Raw genomic sequence first — 16,917 nt, 5'->3', positions numbered from 1 at the left:
TTCATTGCGCCGGTGCCTGCACCGGAATGGCGAAGGACAAATGCGGCGGCTGGTTGTAGGCGCTGTTCTGCCAGGCGATGCCGAGCCGATAGACCGGATCGTGCATCAGCGTGGCGAGGCGGATCGCGGTCGGCCAGGGCGTGGTGTAGAGGCGCAACTCGCTGCTGTCGCTACTGCGCACCAGCAGTTCCTCGCGCCAGTCGCCGACGATGTCAGCCGACAGGGCCGGGTTCTGCTTGGTGCCGTTGTTGGATTCCACGGCGTCGGGCGTCAGCAGGGGTAGTTCCCGGCTCGCCCGCCAGTCCCATTTGCCGATGCGCGTGCCATCCAGCAGCTCGCGCAGGCCATCGCCGTCCCACCAGATGGCGAAATTGGCCGCGCGGGGATGGCCGCCAGGGATGACATTGCCCTTCGCATCCCAGAGGTCGGGCGAATTGGAGGCCCAGGCTTCGGCGCCGGGGTGGCGCGGATCGATGTCCACGGCGATGCCGCGTCCGGTGTCGCGATCGGCCGGCTTGGTCCAGAGCCGTTCCCCGGTCCGCGCGTCGAGCATGGCGGCCCCGATATTGCCGTTGCTACGCATATCCTCATGCACGCCGAATTTCTCCAGGCCGGGGCGAGCGGGATCGAGGTCCGACACATGCATGGCGTCGCCATGGAAGAGACGCGCCGACCATAGCCCCCGGCCATCGTCATCCACGACCATCGATCCGTAGAAGATTTCGTCGCGGCCATCGCCGTCGACATCCGCCACCGACATCTGGTGATTGCCCTGCCCGCCATAGTCGCCATTACCCGGCGCGGCGCTGTCGAACAGCCAGCGCTGCGTCAGCTTGCCGTCGCGCCAATCCCAGGCGGCGATGGTAGAGCGGCCATAATAGCCGCGCGCGAAGATCAGGCTGGCGCGCTGCCCGTCGAGCATGGCGACGCTCGCGAGATAGCGTTCCGATCGGTTGCCATAGGCATCGCCCCAGCTGGCGCTCATCTCCTCGGCCGCCGGGTTGTCGCCGCTGGGCCCACGCGAGGGAGCATAGGGCGCGGTGGCGAGCGCCTTTCCGGTCATCCCGTCGAACAGGGTCAGATATTCCGGGCCGCGCAGTATCCGCCCTTTGAGCCGCGCCACCTTGCGTCCGTCCGGGAGCACGGTCGCCCCGGTGCGATCGGCCTGCGGCGCTTCCCCATCATGCTCGCGCCAGTCCGCGCTGGCGTCGCCGATCGTCTTGCCCGCGCCGTCGATCGTGCCGTCGGCGGTCTTCATTGCCACCTCTGCGCGGCCATCGCCATCCAGGTCGAACACCATGAACTGCGTATAATGCGCGCCCGAGCGGATGTTGCGGCCAAGGTCGATCCGCCATAGCCGCTTGCCGTCGAGCGTATAGGCGTCCAGCAGCGTCTCGCCCGTATAGCCGCCAAAGGCATTGTCCTTGGCGATCGACGGATACCATTTGACGATGATTTCATAACGGCCATCGCCGTCAAGATCGCCCACGCTCGCATCATTGGCGGTATAGCTGTAGCGCTCGCCGTCTGGCGTCATCCGGTCTGCCGGCCGGTCGAGCGGGACAGGAAGATAGCCCGTGGCCCAGGGCGTAGCAGTCGCCACTGTCCGACCAGTCGCATCACGTAGGCTGTAGCGGCTCTGCGCGGTACCAGCGGGATCGGTGACGCTGCTCGCATCCTTCGCGCCGATGCGCTTGATAAGCCTGCCGTCGCGCAGCAGAGTGAAGCGCAGATCGGCCGCATCAGTGCGGAGAAGGCGCCAACTGACATGAATTCCCTGCGCCGCCGCCAGCGGGACGGCCACGAGGGCGCGATCGAGCCGCTCCATTTGGCGCGCAGCGGGCGCCGCCGCCTGGATCGCCGCGGTTCCCAGCAAAAGTCCCGCCATGCCGCCCAAACCTGCCAACGCATCTGCCAACCGCATAGCCGCTCCTCTCTCCTCTTTGGTGGCAGCTATAGATCGAGTACATGGACGCAGCAATAGCGTTCCATATTTACATATATCATCCCGCATTATGGGATATATATGACCTTCCCAGGCCGGGGACGGGCGATTAGGCTGGCCATAGCCATAAGAGGAGAGGATGGTCATGAGGCGCAAAAAGGCGATGGCGTTGCTGCTGGCTGCGTGGGGCTTGAGCTTGTTGCCGTTCAAGGCAGCGCAGGCCGCAGCGATCGACTGCCCGTTTCGCGATGCGCCTTTTTCGCAAGCGTTGCCGATCGTCGACATCCTGCTCAGCCCTCAGGCAAAGGCGGTCCTGGAACGCGATGTTCCCGATCTTTTCAAGGCGCTGCCGCCACGCTTCTTTACTACCCAGGCGCCAACCTTCGCCGCGATCCTGACTCTGGACGAGATGGTGGCTTCCGGGCGGGTGCCCGCCGCTCAGGTCGCGCGCGCCGATGCGGCGCTACGGCGGCTACCGGTAACGGCACAGGACGGGCAGGTCCGCTGCGCCCGCTATGATGACGACCGGCCGACCTTCACGCTGCCGGCGGGTCGGCCCCGCCTGCTGTTGTTCGAGAAGATGACCGGCTTTCGCGATGGTCCGTCGGTGGAGGCGGCGCGATCGGCATTTGTCGACCTTGCGGCGCGCCGGGGATGGGCGATCGCCGTCACCGACAAGGGCGGGGCGATGAATGCGCAGACTCTGCGGCAGTTCGACGCGGTCATCTGGAACAATGTCAGCGGCGACGTCCTCACTCTGTCTCAGCGGCAGGCGTTTCGGGACTATATCGAGCAAGGCGGCGGCTTCGTGGGCGTGCATGGCTCCTCGGGCGATCCCGCGACCTTCTGGCCCTGGTATGCGGACACGCTAATCGGCGCACGCTTCGCCGGCCACCCGATGAACCCGCAGTTCCAGGATGGGCGGATCATGATCGAGGACGGTTCCCATCCGGTCGCGCAGGGATTGCCCGATCAATGGATCATGAAGGATGAATGGTATAGTTTCCGCGCCAACCCCCGCGCGACCGGCGCGCGGATCGTCGCGACGCTTGACGAGAAAAGCTATCAGCCGGGCGCGGCGCTCATCATGGGCGACCATCCGATCGCGTGGAGCCGCTGCGTCGGCAAGGGCCGGGTCTTCTACTCAGCGATCGGACATCGGCCCGAAACCTACACCGATCCGAGATATAGTCGGATGCTGGACAATGCGCTGGCCTGGGTGGCGGCACCCCGGAGGAAGGGCCCGCGTTGCGACTGATCAGTCGATCAGGCGGAACGCCATTTCGACACGCAGTCCCAGCACCCAGGCATCGTCGATCGTCGGATCGGCAGACGGATTGCGGACATATTGCAGGTTCGGCTGGACCGTCAGCCAGGACGTCAGTGGCGCACGATAGGTCGCCTCCGCTACCATCTCCGCCCGCTCGGAGTCATTCGCGCGGCGATATTCGGGCGAGGTGAAGGCGCCGATGACGGCAAAGCCGATCTCGTCGTCCGGCCGCCCGCCGACCCAGCCGCCCAGCTTGATCCCTGCGCTGGCGAAGCGATCGAACATGTTGAATTCTTGTCGGCGATGCCGAGGCGGAAGAAGCCGTCGACCTTCCGATCACCATCCTCGGCCAGCGTCTTTTCGCCCCGCAGATAGAAGCCGTCGTTGCCGTCGGCCGTCACGCCGTCGGCCGTCACGCCGTCGAACCGTTCGAAGGAGGATGTGTAGCGCCAATGGCCGATGAGCAGACGACCGCCGGCGACCGGCGCTTCCACTTCGCCGATCAGCAGCGCGCCCTCCCCCTTGCCAAGCCGGATGCTGGTGCGGGACGGATGGTCGGGGTTGCCGGGCACGCCATCGAGCACCGCCGCTCGCACCGCCCAGCCCTCCGCCGGCCGGTAGAGGACGCGCGCGGCAAGGCCCGTTGCGGGGAAGATCGAGGGGCCGTTGCGGCCCGACATGCCGATGTCGCTGCCCATGCCATGCGCGCCGCCGACGAAAAGGGTTGCCGTTTCCAGCATATCGAATTCGGAATTGAGGTCATAGATGCCCGCGCGCACCGACAGGTTGGGCGCCAGCATCTGGTCGATCCAGGCTTCGTAGAGCTTGAACGCCTGGGCATTGGCCTCCATTTCGCTGACCATCTGGGCGTCGCCCACCACCTCCGAAATGGACTGGCCATTATTGTAGAGGCCGTAGACATGCATCTCGGCTCCGCGCCAGCCGACCAATTCCTCCAGGTCGACTTCCATTACAAGGTCGAGATTGTCGAGATAGCGGGCGCGCCGCTTCAATCCGCCCGCCACCGTGCCCATGATGTCGCTGCTATAGCTGAGGTCGAAGACGATCGGCCCCTCACCGGGCGCATGTTCCCCGGCATGGATATGCGAATGTGGCCGGATCGGCGTGATCCGCGGGCTGATTGCGCCGGCGTCCATCGTTGCCTCGGTCGCGGGCGCGGCGGCCGCAGCAGCCAGCAGTAGTGCCGCGCCGATCATGTCAGTCGCTCCATGGGCGGGACGGGGTTGTGGGCCTTCGACATCATGGTGACGTACAGTAGGCGGGCGCTATCCGATCGGATAGCGCGGATTTCAGGCCCGGCACGCCATGGATGATCGAATTTCCGTGGCGGTTCAGCAGGAAACGCCGCAGCGACAGGCTTCCGGCCTGGCCCATCGGGCGGCCGGCATGACAAGGCGAGGACGGAAGCATTTGACGCCGGCGGGCCGAACGCATAGGCGCGGCGGCACAGTCAACCCACGGGGTGTCCTGGCGCAGTCAGGGCTGAGACGCGGATCGGGCGCAGGGGGCGTCTAGGCCGCGGACCCGAGAACCTGATCCGGTTCACACCGGCGGAGGAATAGGGACCATGAAGCGTTACGTCACCACTGCATCCATCTGCGCGATCTCCCTTGCCTGCGCCATGCCGTCCGCAACCCGTGCCGCGGACGCGAGCATCACCGTGACGGCGCGCGGGCGCGAGGAAGCGGCGATCGCCGTGCCGGACAGCGTCACCGTCTTCGGCCCGGCCGACATCATCGCACGCAAGCTCACCACGATCGATGATATTATCGCAGCAACGCCCGGCATCTTCCTGATAAACGACCAGGACCCCGGAACCAACCTGATCTCGATTCGCGGCGTGTCCACCAATCGCAACCAGTCGCCCTCCATTGCGATGATCGTCGACGGGCTGGCGCTGCCGGATTCAGAGCTCTTCACCTTGCGTCCCTATGACATGGCCCGGATCGAGATATTGAAGGGTCCGCAAGGCGCCCTGTTCGGCCGCTCGGCCTCGGGCGGCGCGATCAACATCGCGACCAATGATCCGGGACCGGACTGGGGCGGCGAAGCGGCGATCGGGATCGGCAATGGCTTCACCTGGACTGCCGACGGAGTGGTCAATGCGCCGGTTTCCGAGCAGGTGCAACTGCGCCTTTCCGGCTCCTACCGCAACAGCGATGGCTTCATCCGAAACAGCTATCTGGACAAGAAGGTCGACGGCGCGATCAGCCGCAACCTGCGGCTGAAGGCGAAGGTGGCGCTGACCGAAACGGCGACGCTGAAGCTGCGCCTCGGCTGGGCCGATGAGGAAGGCGGCGCGGCCTATATTTCATCCGGCAATGTCACCGGCCTTTATGGCGGTCGCCTCTCGGGCAAGGCGCTGACCAATCCCTTCGGCGATTTCGAAGGGCGCGCCGATCGGCAGTGGTGGGGCGCGCAGGCCAGCTATGAGCAGGAACTGGGCGATACCCTTCTGCTCAGCTGGACTGGCGGCTATGATGAATATCACAAGGATTTTGTTGAGGAACTGGATTTCCGCAATGACACGCCGATCACGCTGAACGGCGTACCCTTCTTCCCGGACGGTATTCAACCCATCGCCCAACCGGTTGATATCAAGGCCTGGACCAGCGAATTGCGCCTGACATCGCGCGCTGCGTCGCCGTTACGCTGGCATGTCGGCCTTTTCTTCCAGCGGCTGGAGCGCGAACGGACCGACGATTTCGGACCGCTGCTGTTCGGCGGCGAGGCCCTGCGGGCGGAAACCCGGTCCAGCCAGGTCGGGATTTTCGGCCAGGCAAGCTACGACCTGCTGCCCCGCGTCGAACTCACGGCCGCGTTGCGCTACGACCGCGACCGGCGCAGGGAGGACACGGTGGGCACGGCCAGCGGCGCGCTGCTAGCGGCCCGCGCCCGCACCTTCGACAAATGGCAGCCAAAGCTGTCGATTGCCTGGCGCCCTTCGGCAGACCTGACCGCCTATGTGACCGGCGCGGTGGGCTTCAAGGCGGGCGGCTTCAATCCCCTGCCCGGCCCGACGGATGTGTGGCAGGCGGACTTCAAGGCCGAAACCACCCGGTCGGTCGAGGCTGGCATCAAGGCACAGAGCAGCGACGGCCGTGTTCGTGCGACGCTGGCGGGCTTCGTCACCGACTATGACAATTTCCAGAATACCGTATTCCTCGGCAATTCTGTGGTGCTGTCCGTCCCGCAGGTCAATGTCCATGGAATCGAGGCGTCGGCCGATGTGGCGCTGGGCGCGGGCTTCCGCGTCGACGGCGGGCTGGCCTGGACCCACAGCCGCACCGGGCGTTACCTGACCCCCAATCCCACCCTCGAGCCGGGCGAACCGGCGATCGTCGACATGAGCGGCAAGCGCACGCCCAACGCGCCCGACTGGACGGCGAATGGGGGCGTCGGCTGGCGCGGAGCGGCCGGTGCGGCCACGGTCGATGCGCGCTTGTCCGCCACCTACGTCTCCCGAGTGGATTTCGAGATCGACAATATCCTATACTCACCCGGTTATATATCGGTTGACGGCCGGGTCGGGGTGAGCGTGCAGGACTGGACGCTGGAACTCTGGGCGAAAAATCTGTTCGACCGCCGCTGGGCGATCTCCGCCTTCGGCCAGCAGCAATTGCCGCTGCTGCTGGGGCTGGGGCCGGGCGGTCCCTATGACAGTTTCACGATCAATAGCGGGCGTCAGTTCGGCGCCAGCGCCAGCCTGCGCTTCTGAAGGAGCACGCCATGGGATTTTGCGACGAAATCTGGGCCGATGTGGCGCCGCTGCGCCAGGCGATCCTGACGCAGCCCTTCCTGGAGGAACTGGCGCAGGGCACGCTGCCACCCGAAAGTTTCCGTCATTATATCGTGCAGGACAGCCTCTATCTCGCCGAATATGCGCGGGTGCTGGCGATCGCCGCCGCGCGCGCGCCGACGGCCACAGGCCGCCTGGAATTTTCCGACGGCGCCAAGGTCGCGGTGCAGGTGGAGGAAGCGCTGCACCAGGCCTTTTTCGCGCAGTTCGGCGTCACACCCGACATGGCACGGGCCAGCGCGCCCAGCCCGGCCTGCCAGAATTATACCGGCTATCTGATGACGCTGGCGGCGACGCGCAGTTACGAGGAACTGATTGCCGGTATTCTTCCCTGTTTCTGGGTCTATTGGGAGGTTGGCTGCGCCATCAAGCCGCGCGCCGCCAGCCCCAATCCCTATGCGCCCTGGATCGATACCTATGCCGATCCGGGTTTTGGCGAGGCGACCGCCCGCGTCCGCGCACTGGTCGACCAGGCGGCGGAAACAGCGCCCGCTCTGCTGCGTGACGCCATGGCGCAGGCCTTCCGCATGGCGACCCGCTATGAATGGATGTTCTGGGATTCCGCCTATCGGCGCGAAAGCTGGCCGATCTAGAGCGCGCTGCATTAAATTGAACGGAGGACGCGCGCTCTAGATGTTTGTTGTCGCATCGGTTTTTCGCAAAACCGGTGCCCACTTTTGCGCAAGATGCTCTAGCCGCGAAAGCCCGCCAGATGGAGCGCCCCGTCCAGCGGGTCGCCCAGCATAGGGCTGAGCCGCGCCACCGTCCGCGCCTTGAGCCAGGGGCGCATTCGCGGGGCAAGGCCGCCGACCAGCGTGCAGCGGCTCGCGCCGCGCTCGAAGATCGTCTCGATGAAGCGCTCGACATGCGCCACCGCATCCTCGACGATCGATCGCGCGATGGCGTCGCCCGCTTCGGCATAATCCATCACCAACGGCGCGAAGCTGCCATAATCCCTCGGGCTTGCCTGATCCATCCAGCCGATGGCCTGCGCCGTGTCATGGCCGAAGCGGTCCGTCACGGCGCGGCTCAACGGCGTCGCCTGCGTCCGCCCGTCGAGCGCGCGCAGCGCATGGCGCATGGCGCTGAGGCCCAGCGCCGCGCCGCTCCCTTCGTCGGAGATAGGAAAGCCATAGCCGCCGATGGTGAAATCCCGACCGCCTGCGCGCACCTGAGCGATGCTGCCGGTGCCCAGGATCAGGATCGCGCCGTCCGCACCGCCATGGGCACCCAGATTGGCGATGAAGGCGTCGGTTTCATAAGTGACCGAGGCAAAGGGAAACGCGAAGTCCCGCAGCGCATCACGCACGCCGGGGCGCGAGATGCCGGCGATGCCCATGCCCGCACGAATGGTTGCAACCTGCTCCGTCGATAGCCCGGCTGCGGTCGTCGCCTGTTCGGACACAGCGCGCAACGTCTCGTATAGCGCCTCCAGCCCGATCCGCGCATTGGCGGTCCCGCCCTGTCCCGTGCCGATCACCGTGCCATCCGCCGCGATCAGGCGCGCCCGGCAATTGCTGCCGCCGGCGTCGATGCCCAAGTAAAAGGTCATGAACCGGCCGTCTCCTTCTGTTCGTCGCCCCAGTGACGATCGCGCGTCGTGTGGCCGATCCCCGGATTGCACTGGTTGCGCGGATCGATATGTCGATAGAAACCCTCCAGCGCAGGCTTGGCCCGGTAGAGATGGCCGACATTATGCTCCGCGGGATATTCCGCGCCGCGATCGTCGAGCAGCGCCCATAGCCGATGCTCGAACGCCAACGGATCGACGCCCTTGCGGACGATATAGTCCTGATGGAACACATGGCAGAGGAAATGGCCGTAATAGAGGCTGTGGATGCTCTGCGCCGCGAGGTCGGGGGGCAAGACCTCCTGCCAGTCCAGCATGTTGCGCGGCAGGGCTACGTCCAGCGGGACGATGTCTTCCACCTGTTCGCGATGCACCGCGCGATAGCGCACCGCGGCCCCTGCGGTCACGAAGCGATGGAGGAATGCCTTGGCCGCCAATTCGGGCGTACATTCGAAATAATCGCCCTCGCCCTCGGCCAGCAGATTTGACAAGAGTGCGCGCGTTTCCGCCAAAGCCAGTCGCGGCATCTTGAGCAGCAGATGATGGGCGAAGCGGTCGCGATAGTGCCGCATCTCGGGCGGCAGATGATCGGGCAGAAGCCGTCCGATCCGCTGCATCATCCGATCGCTGAAACCCTCGCCCAGAAAGCGCATCCCGTCCACGCGCGACTTTAGCGCGAAGAGCCTCGGCAACCGGTCCGTTCCCAGCCGCTCGATCGCGACGAACATATCCTTGCCATAACGGTCGGCGATGTCGAACGCATCCCGGTGCATATATTCGCCCGCGATCGGTAGCGTGGCGAAATGGCCCAGGATTGCACGGCGGATCGCCGTCAGTTCCGCCGGATCATTGGTGCCGATATAGAAGGTCGCCGCCCCTTCCTCCTTCGCGAAGGTATCAAGCCGCACGGCAAAGACGATCAGCTTGCCCGCACTGCCCGCCGCCTCGAACAGGCAGCGGCTGTCGGCGTTGAAGCGGGCCGGCGTCTCGCTGTCTATGTCGCGGACATGCGTGGCGTAGGCGCGATCATGCGCCCAGCGATCCACCGCCGGGTCCACGTCCCCTTCGTCGAAATCGCCCTGTTCCAGCCGCCGCAGCATCTCTTCGGGATCATTGCCCAGCGCAACGCCCAGATGGTTGACCAGCCGCAGCGTCCCGTCCCCGCCGACCACGGCATGAAGGCTCAACTGGGTGAAGGCCGGCCCCCGCTGCACCAGCGAACCGCCCGAATTGTTGCACACGCCGCCGACCACCGATGCGCCGAAGCAGGAGGAGCCGATCACTGAATGCGGTTCCCGGCCCAGCGGCGCCAGCGCCTTTTCCAGGGCATGGAGCGTGGTGCCCGGCAGGCAGATCGCCTGCCGCCCATCGCCGATCAGGTGCAGCCCGGCGATCCGCGTGGTGCTGATGATGACGCAGCCGCCGGGATAATCCTCGCCATCGGGGGTCGACCCTCCGGTCAGTCCGGTGTTGGACGCCTGCATGATGATCGACACGTCGGCGGCCACGCAGGCCTGCGCCACGCGCCATTGTTCGACGAGACTGCCCGGTCGCACGACCGCCAGCGCCGCGCCCGAGCCGGTGCGATAGCCATGGCGATAGCGCGCCGTCGCCTGCGTGCCCGTCAGCACATGGCGCGGCCCGACGATCACGCGCAGCGCGGCGATCAGGTCGCTCATTCGCCGGCCTCGCTCAACTGTCCGCCGATCCAGGTGCGCCGCACCCGCCGGTCCGCGTCGAGATGCACCAGGTCTGCGCGCAGCCCCGGCGCGATGGCTCCCGTCTTCCCGTCAAGCCGCAGGAAGCGCGCCGGATTGCCGCTCGCCAGGCGTGACGCCTCGACCATCGAGCAGCCCATCAGGTCCATCGCATTGCGGAAGGCCTGCGCCATGCTGAGCGCCGATCCGGCCAGCGTGCCGTCCGGTCCCCGGCAGGTTCCGTCCACCACATGGATGGGCTGGCCCATCAGGGTAAAGCTATCCCGCTCCCCTCCGACCGGCGGCATGGCGTCGGTCACCAGCATCGCGCCTTCCAACCCCCGCGCGGCCAGCGCGACGCGGAGGGCGGCGGGATGCACATGCAGCCCATCGACAATCAGGCCGAAATGGCTCCCCCGGTCCAGCAGCGCGGCCGCAACCATGCCCGGCTCCCTGCTCCCCATCTGCGTCATCGCGTTGAACAAATGGGTGAACCCGGCCAGCCCCTCGGCGAGCGCCGCGACCGTCTGCGCATAGTCGGCCAGGCTGTGCCCCGCGGCAACCAGCACACCCGCCTCGGTGAGGGCGCGGATCGCTCCGGGCGGGGCCAGTTCAGGCGCCAGCGTGACGATCCGCCGCCCGATGGTGGGCCGCGTCAGTCGCTCCAGCACCGCTGGATCGATGGCGGTGAATTTGGCCGCGTCATGAATGCCCTTCTTTCCGGGATTGAGATGCGGCCCCTCGATATGGACGCCCAGCACGCCCGGCACACCCTGCCTCAGCGCCTCCTCCCCCGCCGCGATCGTCGCATCCACGACATCGGCATCGTCGCTGATGAGGGTCGGCAACAGGCCAGTGGTGCCAAAGCGCCTATGCGCCTGCGCAATCGTGCGGATGCCGTCCACGTCCGGCCGGTCATTCAGCAGCACGTCGCCGCCGCCATTGACTTGCGTATCGATGAAGCCCGGCAGCAGCCAGCCGCCATCCAGGTCTACTTCTACGCACCCGGCCGGCAGCGAGCCGCGCGGTACGACCGGCCCCATGCGCGCGCCGTCGATCAACAGCGCATTGTCAGGCGCTATCCCGTCCGGCAGCACGATGGTCGCGCCGACCAGCGCCTGGATCGTCATAGCGTCCGCGTCACCTTGGCCAGATGCGGGGGCGTGTCGGGATTGCGCCCGCGCGCCAGCGCCAGGGCGTTGGCGAGGCCATAGAAGCTCTGGATCTGGGCGATGGCGCCCAGTACCGGATGGACCTCCCAACGACTGGGCAGCGCCAGCGTCGCGGCAACGACATCGTCGGGATGGCCCGCGGCGATCACCTGCGCCCCACGCGCGCGGAAATCCTCCAGCCGCTCGCGCAGCCCCGCCCGCGCCGGGTCCGTCGGCCCGAGCGCCAGCACGGGGTCGCCCGCCCCGACCAGGGTCATCGGACCATGCGCGACCTCGGCGATGCTGAAGGCTTCCGCGTGCAGATTGGATGTTTCCTTGAATTTCAGCGCCGCCTCGCCGGCGATCGGCAGGGTCGGGCCGCGCCCCAGCACGAGCATGGTGCGCGCGTCGCGCAGCAGCGGCACCGCCTCGCCCCAGTCTGCCGCCGCCGCCGCGCGCAGCGTATCGCCCACGACGGGCAGCGCCTCGCCCAGGGCTTCGTCGCCGCTCCATTCGGCAACCAGATGCGTGATCGCGACCAAGGTGGCGATGAAACTCTTGGTCGCCGCCACGCTGGTTTCGGGTCCGGCATGGATGGGGATGCAGATGTCTGCCATCGCCGCCAGCGGGGAGGCTTCGTCGTTGACGACCGCAACCACCAGCGCACCCTGCCGCTGCGCGTCCTGCGCCGCCGCGATCAGGTCCGGGCTTCGGCCCGATTGCGAGATGGCGATCAGCGGCACACCCCGGAAGCGCGGAGATGTCGCATGGTAGAGCGATCCGATCGAAGGCGCATGGCTGAGCGTCGGTATGCCCGCACGCGTTTCCAGCAAGAACTTGGCGAAAGAGGCCGCCTGGTCCGAACTGCCCCGCGCCAACGTCGCGGCAAAGGGCGGCGCCAGCGCCCGCAGCCGCTGTCCCGCCTGCCGCATGAGGCCGGCATTGCGTGTGACCTGCGCTTCGCAGCGGCCGGGCGCTTCCGCAGCCTCGCGCGCCATCAGCGTGGCGATCCGCTCGTCTCGGTGGTCGATCATGCCGAAACAATACCAAATGCCGCTGAAAGGGCAATTGGAATTAATTTGGTTGCATCAGACCAAAGGAGGGATAATACCAGATCAACGAACGGCTGCGCGCGCCCGTCGTGTCCCGGCCGCTCGTCGATGAACCGACCACACCGCCGGCGCCAATGCCCCGTCCCGGAGTATCCATGAGTACCGAAGCCATCGATCCGCGCTATGTCGATATCGACCAATGGCCGACCATCCGCGCGGTCGAGGCGATGCTGGAAGGGCAGATGGCCGCCATCGCCGCGATCGGATCGCAGACCGGCCGGATCGCGCAGGCCGCGGAGGCCGCCGCCCTGCGATTGGGCGCGCGGGGACGACTGGTCTATGTCGGCGCCGGCACCTCCGGCCGGATCGCGGTGCAGGACGGCGTGGAACTTTACCCGACCTATAACTGGCCGCAGGAACGGCTGATCTTCCTGATGGCGGGTGGCCTTGCCGCGCTGACCGAGGCGGCCGAAGGCGCCGAAGATGATGCGGACGCCGCGCGCGCCGAAATCCACGCCGCTGAAATCGGCGCGCAGGATGTGGTGATCGGCGTCGCCGCGAGCGGTCGCACCCCCTATACGCTCGCCGCCATCGCCGCCGCGCGGGAAGCCGGGGCGCTCACCATCGGCATCGCCAATAATGCCGGCACTGCCCTGCTCGACGCCGCCGACCATGGGCTGGTCGCGGAAACCGGGACGGAGATCGTCGCCGGCTCCACCCGGATGAAGGCCGGGACCGCGCAGAAGGCGATGCTCAACATGCTGTCGACCGCAATCATGCTGCGCATGGGCCTCGTCTATCGCGGCCGCATGGTCAACATGCGAATCTCCAACGAAAAGCTGCGCTTGCGCGGCCAGGCAATGGTGCGCGACATTGCCGATGTCGACCTGGGAACGGCCGCGCGCGCGCTGGACTCGGTCGGGCAGGACATCAAGCAGGCGGTGCTTGTCGCCATGGGCGTAGCGGCGGACGAGGCGCAACGGCTGCTGGAGGCGCATGGCCAGAATCTGCCGGACGCAATGCGGGCCGTGCAACAGGGGGGATAGCGGAGATGCGGGAAAAACTGGTTCCTCGCAGCGAGGACGGCACGCCGCTCTACCTGCAACTGGCGCGCAACCTGCGCGATCATATCGAAAGCGGGGCCATCACCCCCGGCAACGCGCTGCCGTCGGAGCGCGACCTCAGCGAAATGGCCGGCATATCCCGCGTCACCGTGCGCAAAGCGATCGAGCAGCTGATCGAGGAAGGCGTGCTGTTCCGCAAGCAGGGATCGGGCACTTTCGTGGCCCGACGGATCGAGGCGCCCGCCTCCGTCCTCTCCAGCTTCACCAGCGACGCCCGATCGCGCGGCGAGGATCCCGGCGTCATATGGATGATGAAGAATTACGCCCAGCCCACCGAGGAGGAAGCCGCCATGCTCGCCATCTCCACGTCCGCCCGTGTCGCCCGGCTCGGCCGGGTGCGGCTGTCGGGCGGGGAGCCGCTGGCGATCGAACATGCGGTCGTGCCCGCCGACTGCCTGCCCGATCTCTCGACCATCGGCGACTCTCTCTACGAGGCGATGGGGCGCAGCGGCTTTCGCCCCACATCCGGCACCCAGCGCGTCCGCGCCTCGCTCGCCACTCCCACCGAAGCGGGCCTGCTAAGCGTCCGCCAGAATAGCGAGGTGCTACGGATCGAGCGGCTGACCCGCATCCCCGGCGGCCGGGCGGTGGAATTCACCCGGTCCGTCTATCGCGGCGACCGCTATGACTTCGTGACCGAACTCAAGGAAATCGGCTGATGACCGCCACGATCGCCGCCGAGGCACATGATCTGGGCGAAGGACCGCAGGCCAGGCGGCCACCACTGCGCACGCTGGGCCTCTATCTGCTGCTCGGCTTTTCGGCCGGCCTGCCCTTCTACATGTTCAACGCGGTACTAACCCTGCGGCTCGCCCGGCACGGCGTCGACATCGTCATCATCGGCTTCTTCGCCTGGATCGCGCTGCTGCCGACGTTCAAGTTCGTCTGGGCGCCGTTGCTGGACCGCTACAGCGTCCCCGGCTTCTCCCGCTTCTGGGGCAGGCGGCGCGGCTGGATCATGCTGTCGCAACTCGGTATCTTCTTCTCGATGGTCGCGATGGCCTTCACCTCCAGCGACCAGAGCCTGCCGCTCACCGCCCTGTTCGCGATTCTGCTCGCCTTCTGGACGACCACGCTGGAGGTCGCCGCCGACGGCTGGCGTATCGAACTGGCGCCCACGCAGGCCGAACAGGGACCGATCGTCGCCGCCAATCTCTGGGGCTATCGCAGCGCCATGGTCGCGGCGGGGAGCGGCGCTGTGCTGGTCGCGGCCTGGGCCGACTGGACATGGGCCTATCTGGCCATCGCCATCGCTGCCTTCCTGCCCTTCCCCATGCTCGCGGCGATGCGACCCGAGCAGGAGGGCGCGAAGGGGCGAGCAAGCGCGCTCGCCAGCGGCACCCTTGTCAGCCTCGCCATCCTCGCCGTCACCGGCGTCGCCACCGCCCTGATCGGCTGGGCGCTTCTTTCCGCCGTGCAGGGCGCGGGCTTCTCCGCCCAGACCAACGTGACGCCGATCGTTCTGGCCGTGGCGCTGCTGCCCTTTGTCGCGCTCGCCATCGCCCTGCCCCGCATCCGCCGACTGCCCGCCGACGCCCCCTCGAAAATGCCGGGCTTCATCGCCCCCTATGTCGAGATTTTCTGGCGCGACGGCTATGCCGTGCTGCCGGTGCTGGCCTTCGTTTCCTTCTACCGCATGGGCGATGTGCTGACGCTCACCCTCTCGCATCCGCTCTGGAATGCGGCGGGCTACAGTCTCGAACAGATCAGCATGGCGGACGGCGTCGTCGCGCTCACCTGCTCCATGGCCGGCGTGGCGCTGGGCGGACTTTGCGCCGCGCGACTTCCGATGACGGTCGCGCTCATCATAGGGGCCTGCGCGTCGGCGATCGGCAACTGGGTGTTCGTCTGGCTCTGGTATGCCGAACCCTCCTCCTTCGTCCTCTATGTCGCCGCCGGTGTAGACCAGTTCGGCCATGGGCTGGAGGGCGCCGTGTTCGTCGTCTATCTTTCCATGCTGGTCAGCCCCCGCTATCCCGGCACCCAATATGCGTTTCTTTCGGGCTTCGCCTTCCTGTTGCCGCGCCTGATCGGGGGCGCGGCCGGGGCGATCCAGAAGCAGATCGGCTATGACGGCTTCTTCATCCTGTCGGGCGCGCTCAGCTTCGCCGCCATTTTCTTCCTGCCGATCGTGATGCGCGTTCGGGCCAGAACTGCTTAGAGGCCAATGATGATCGAGCAAATCTGCGAAGCCGCCTTCGCCCCGGCCGCAGCCGCCGTGAACAGCGGCCGCATCCCCGGCGCGACGCTGGGCGTGGTAAGCATCGATGGCCGCAGCGCCGTCCGCTTCGCCGGAGCGGCGGCGATCGTGCCGGACCGGGAGCCATTGACCCGCGACCACTGGTTCGACCTTGCCTCCGTGTCGAAGGTGATCGCCACCACCACCATGATCCTGCACCTGGCGGAGCAGGGCCGGCTCAACCTTGACCGGCCGCTGACCGATGCCATCCCTGACCTGCGCCAATATGATGTGGCGAACGCCGCGGAACGCAGACTGACCTTCCGCGATTGCCTTGCCCACCGCAGCTTCCTGCCGGCGGTCGAGCCCATCTACACCTATGGCGACGATCCCGCCCGGCTGCGTGCCTTCGTCCTGCAACGGGAATGGCGCCATGGCCCGCCGGTCTATTCCGACATCAACTTCATCCTGCTCGGCATCGCGATCGAGCGCATCACTGGCGCGCCGCTTTCCGCATGGCCGCTGGGTGAAGGCCTGTCCTACGGGCCGCCCCCCGGCCCCGCCGTCGCAACCGAAGCGTGCAGCTGGCGCGGCCGGGTGCTGAAGGGCGAGGTGCATGACGAAAACGCGTTCGCGCTCGGCGGGGCACCGGGCCACGCCGGGCTGTTCGGCACGGTCGATGGCGTACTCGGCTTTGCCCGGGCGATGCTCGACGGATCGATCCTGTCCCCAGCGATGCTGGCGGAGGCCCGGACGGCGCAGGAAGGGCACCGCACCTGTGGCTGGGAGCGGGCATTCGACGGCTGGTCGGGGGGCGACGCCTGCTCAGCCGAAACCATCGGCCACACCGGCTTTACCGGCACGGGCCTCTGGATCGATTTCGAACGCGGTCTCGCCTGGACCCTGCTCACCAACCGCGTCCACCCCACCCGCCACGCCGATAGCGGCATCTTCGCCCTCCGCCCGGCGGTGGGCGACGCGCTGATCCGGGCTTGGGAGGCGCAGTGAAGGGGATGTAAGCGCGCGAAACCGCGCCAATTTGTCGCCAAGCCCCCTCCCCACCTTATTGCCGCAGGTTATGGGTTGCGGCCTTCGTGCCTCTGTTTCAC

At 66.8% G+C, this 16,917-nt stretch carries 12 protein-coding genes and 1 pseudogene; 7 read left to right on the top strand and 6 right to left on the bottom strand.

The window, feature by feature from the left end:
- Position 1: 1 nt before the first annotated feature.
- Positions 2-1,924: a rhamnogalacturonan lyase gene (locus tag A7Q26_RS08860; protein ID WP_198162882.1), complete on the bottom strand. Its 1,923-nt coding sequence runs from the start codon at positions 1,922-1,924 to the stop codon at positions 2-4.
- Between the two features lie 166 nt (positions 1,925-2,090).
- On the opposite strand from A7Q26_RS08860, the gene A7Q26_RS08855 reads away from it, so the two are divergent.
- A complete protein-coding gene (locus A7Q26_RS08855; protein WP_084439047.1) occupies positions 2,091-3,203 on the top strand; it encodes a ThuA domain-containing protein in 1,113 nt (370 codons plus the stop codon).
- On the opposite strand, the pseudogene A7Q26_RS08850 reads toward A7Q26_RS08855, so the two are convergent.
- Positions 3,204-4,186: pseudogene (locus A7Q26_RS08850) on the bottom strand (carbohydrate porin).
- Between the two features lie 617 nt (positions 4,187-4,803).
- Here A7Q26_RS08850 and A7Q26_RS08845 point away from each other — a divergent pair.
- Positions 4,804-6,954, top strand: a complete 2,151-nt coding sequence (locus tag A7Q26_RS08845; RefSeq protein ID WP_066859061.1) for a TonB-dependent receptor — start codon at positions 4,804-4,806, stop codon at positions 6,952-6,954.
- 11 nt (positions 6,955-6,965) lie between these two features.
- Positions 6,966-7,628, top strand: a complete 663-nt coding sequence (tenA, locus tag A7Q26_RS08840; protein ID WP_066859007.1) for a thiaminase II — start codon at positions 6,966-6,968, stop codon at positions 7,626-7,628.
- Positions 7,629-7,726: 98 nt separating this feature from the next.
- Here tenA and A7Q26_RS08835 read toward each other — a convergent pair whose 3' ends face one another.
- Genes A7Q26_RS08835 through A7Q26_RS08820 form a run of 4 tightly spaced genes read right to left on the bottom strand, consistent with a single transcriptional unit; the run spans position 7,727 to position 12,487 of the window.
- Positions 7,727-8,587 (bottom strand): BadF/BadG/BcrA/BcrD ATPase family protein, encoded by an 861-nt coding sequence (locus A7Q26_RS08835; protein WP_066859006.1) that lies wholly within the window; start codon positions 8,585-8,587, stop codon positions 7,727-7,729.
- Positions 8,584-10,284: a D-lactate dehydrogenase gene (gene dld, locus A7Q26_RS08830; protein ID WP_066859005.1), complete on the bottom strand. Its 1,701-nt coding sequence runs from the start codon at positions 10,282-10,284 to the stop codon at positions 8,584-8,586. Before dld ends, A7Q26_RS08835 begins: the two co-directional genes overlap by 4 nt.
- Complete coding sequence (gene nagA, locus A7Q26_RS08825; RefSeq protein ID WP_066859004.1) at positions 10,281-11,432, bottom strand: N-acetylglucosamine-6-phosphate deacetylase; 1,152 nt, start codon at positions 11,430-11,432, stop codon at positions 10,281-10,283. Before nagA ends, dld begins: the two co-directional genes overlap by 4 nt.
- The gene (locus tag A7Q26_RS08820; protein ID WP_066859003.1) at positions 11,429-12,487 is read right to left on the bottom strand and encodes an SIS domain-containing protein; all 1,059 of its coding nucleotides are present in this window, start codon (positions 12,485-12,487) and stop codon (positions 11,429-11,431) included. Before A7Q26_RS08820 ends, nagA begins: the two co-directional genes overlap by 4 nt.
- A 173-nt stretch (positions 12,488-12,660) precedes the next feature.
- On the opposite strand from A7Q26_RS08820, the gene A7Q26_RS08815 reads away from it, so the two are divergent.
- The 4 genes from A7Q26_RS08815 to A7Q26_RS08800 are packed head-to-tail and all read left to right on the top strand — an operon-like array spanning position 12,661 to position 16,816.
- Positions 12,661-13,551: an N-acetylmuramic acid 6-phosphate etherase gene (locus tag A7Q26_RS08815; RefSeq protein WP_066859002.1), complete on the top strand. Its 891-nt coding sequence runs from the start codon at positions 12,661-12,663 to the stop codon at positions 13,549-13,551.
- A gap of 5 nt (positions 13,552-13,556) precedes the next feature.
- Positions 13,557-14,288 carry a GntR family transcriptional regulator gene (locus A7Q26_RS08810; protein WP_066859001.1) on the top strand — a complete coding sequence of 244 codons (732 nt, stop codon included), beginning with the start codon at positions 13,557-13,559 and terminating at the stop codon, positions 14,286-14,288.
- The gene (locus tag A7Q26_RS08805; protein WP_066859000.1) at positions 14,288-15,790 is read left to right on the top strand and encodes a permease; all 1,503 of its coding nucleotides are present in this window, start codon (positions 14,288-14,290) and stop codon (positions 15,788-15,790) included. The genes A7Q26_RS08810 and A7Q26_RS08805 overlap by 1 nt, the downstream gene beginning before the upstream one ends.
- A gap of 9 nt (positions 15,791-15,799) precedes the next feature.
- On the top strand, positions 15,800-16,816 hold the full coding sequence (locus A7Q26_RS08800; RefSeq protein ID WP_157102504.1) for a serine hydrolase domain-containing protein: 1,017 nt from the start codon (positions 15,800-15,802) through the stop codon (positions 16,814-16,816).
- The last annotated feature ends 101 nt before the right edge of the window (positions 16,817-16,917 follow it).

The sequence above is a fragment of the Sphingobium sp. TCM1 genome (assembly GCF_001650725.1).
Taxonomy (GTDB): domain Bacteria; phylum Pseudomonadota; class Alphaproteobacteria; order Sphingomonadales; family Sphingomonadaceae; genus Sphingobium.
This window is presented reverse-complemented; position numbering and strand designations above follow the sequence as displayed.

What these genes read in the sequence shown, in the direction of transcription:
- A7Q26_RS08860 (WP_198162882.1), bottom strand. Translation starts at nt 1,924, where the DNA reads ATGCGGTTGGCAGATGCGTTGGCAGGTTTGGGCGGCATGGCGGGACTT.
- A7Q26_RS08845 (WP_066859061.1), top strand. Translation starts at nt 4,804, where the DNA reads ATGAAGCGTTACGTCACCACTGCATCCATCTGCGCGATCTCCCTTGCC.
- dld (WP_066859005.1), bottom strand. Translation starts at nt 10,284, where the DNA reads ATGAGCGACCTGATCGCCGCGCTGCGCGTGATCGTCGGGCCGCGCCAT.
- A7Q26_RS08810 (WP_066859001.1), top strand. Translation starts at nt 13,557, where the DNA reads ATGCGGGAAAAACTGGTTCCTCGCAGCGAGGACGGCACGCCGCTCTAC.
- A7Q26_RS08855 (WP_084439047.1), top strand. Translation starts at nt 2,091, where the DNA reads ATGAGGCGCAAAAAGGCGATGGCGTTGCTGCTGGCTGCGTGGGGCTTG.
- A7Q26_RS08805 (WP_066859000.1), top strand. Translation starts at nt 14,288, where the DNA reads ATGACCGCCACGATCGCCGCCGAGGCACATGATCTGGGCGAAGGACCG.
- A7Q26_RS08800 (WP_157102504.1), top strand. Translation starts at nt 15,800, where the DNA reads ATGATCGAGCAAATCTGCGAAGCCGCCTTCGCCCCGGCCGCAGCCGCC.
- A7Q26_RS08815 (WP_066859002.1), top strand. Translation starts at nt 12,661, where the DNA reads ATGAGTACCGAAGCCATCGATCCGCGCTATGTCGATATCGACCAATGG.
- A7Q26_RS08835 (WP_066859006.1), bottom strand. Translation starts at nt 8,587, where the DNA reads ATGACCTTTTACTTGGGCATCGACGCCGGCGGCAGCAATTGCCGGGCG.
- A7Q26_RS08820 (WP_066859003.1), bottom strand. Translation starts at nt 12,487, where the DNA reads ATGATCGACCACCGAGACGAGCGGATCGCCACGCTGATGGCGCGCGAG.
- nagA (WP_066859004.1), bottom strand. Translation starts at nt 11,432, where the DNA reads ATGACGATCCAGGCGCTGGTCGGCGCGACCATCGTGCTGCCGGACGGG.
- tenA (WP_066859007.1), top strand. Translation starts at nt 6,966, where the DNA reads ATGGGATTTTGCGACGAAATCTGGGCCGATGTGGCGCCGCTGCGCCAG.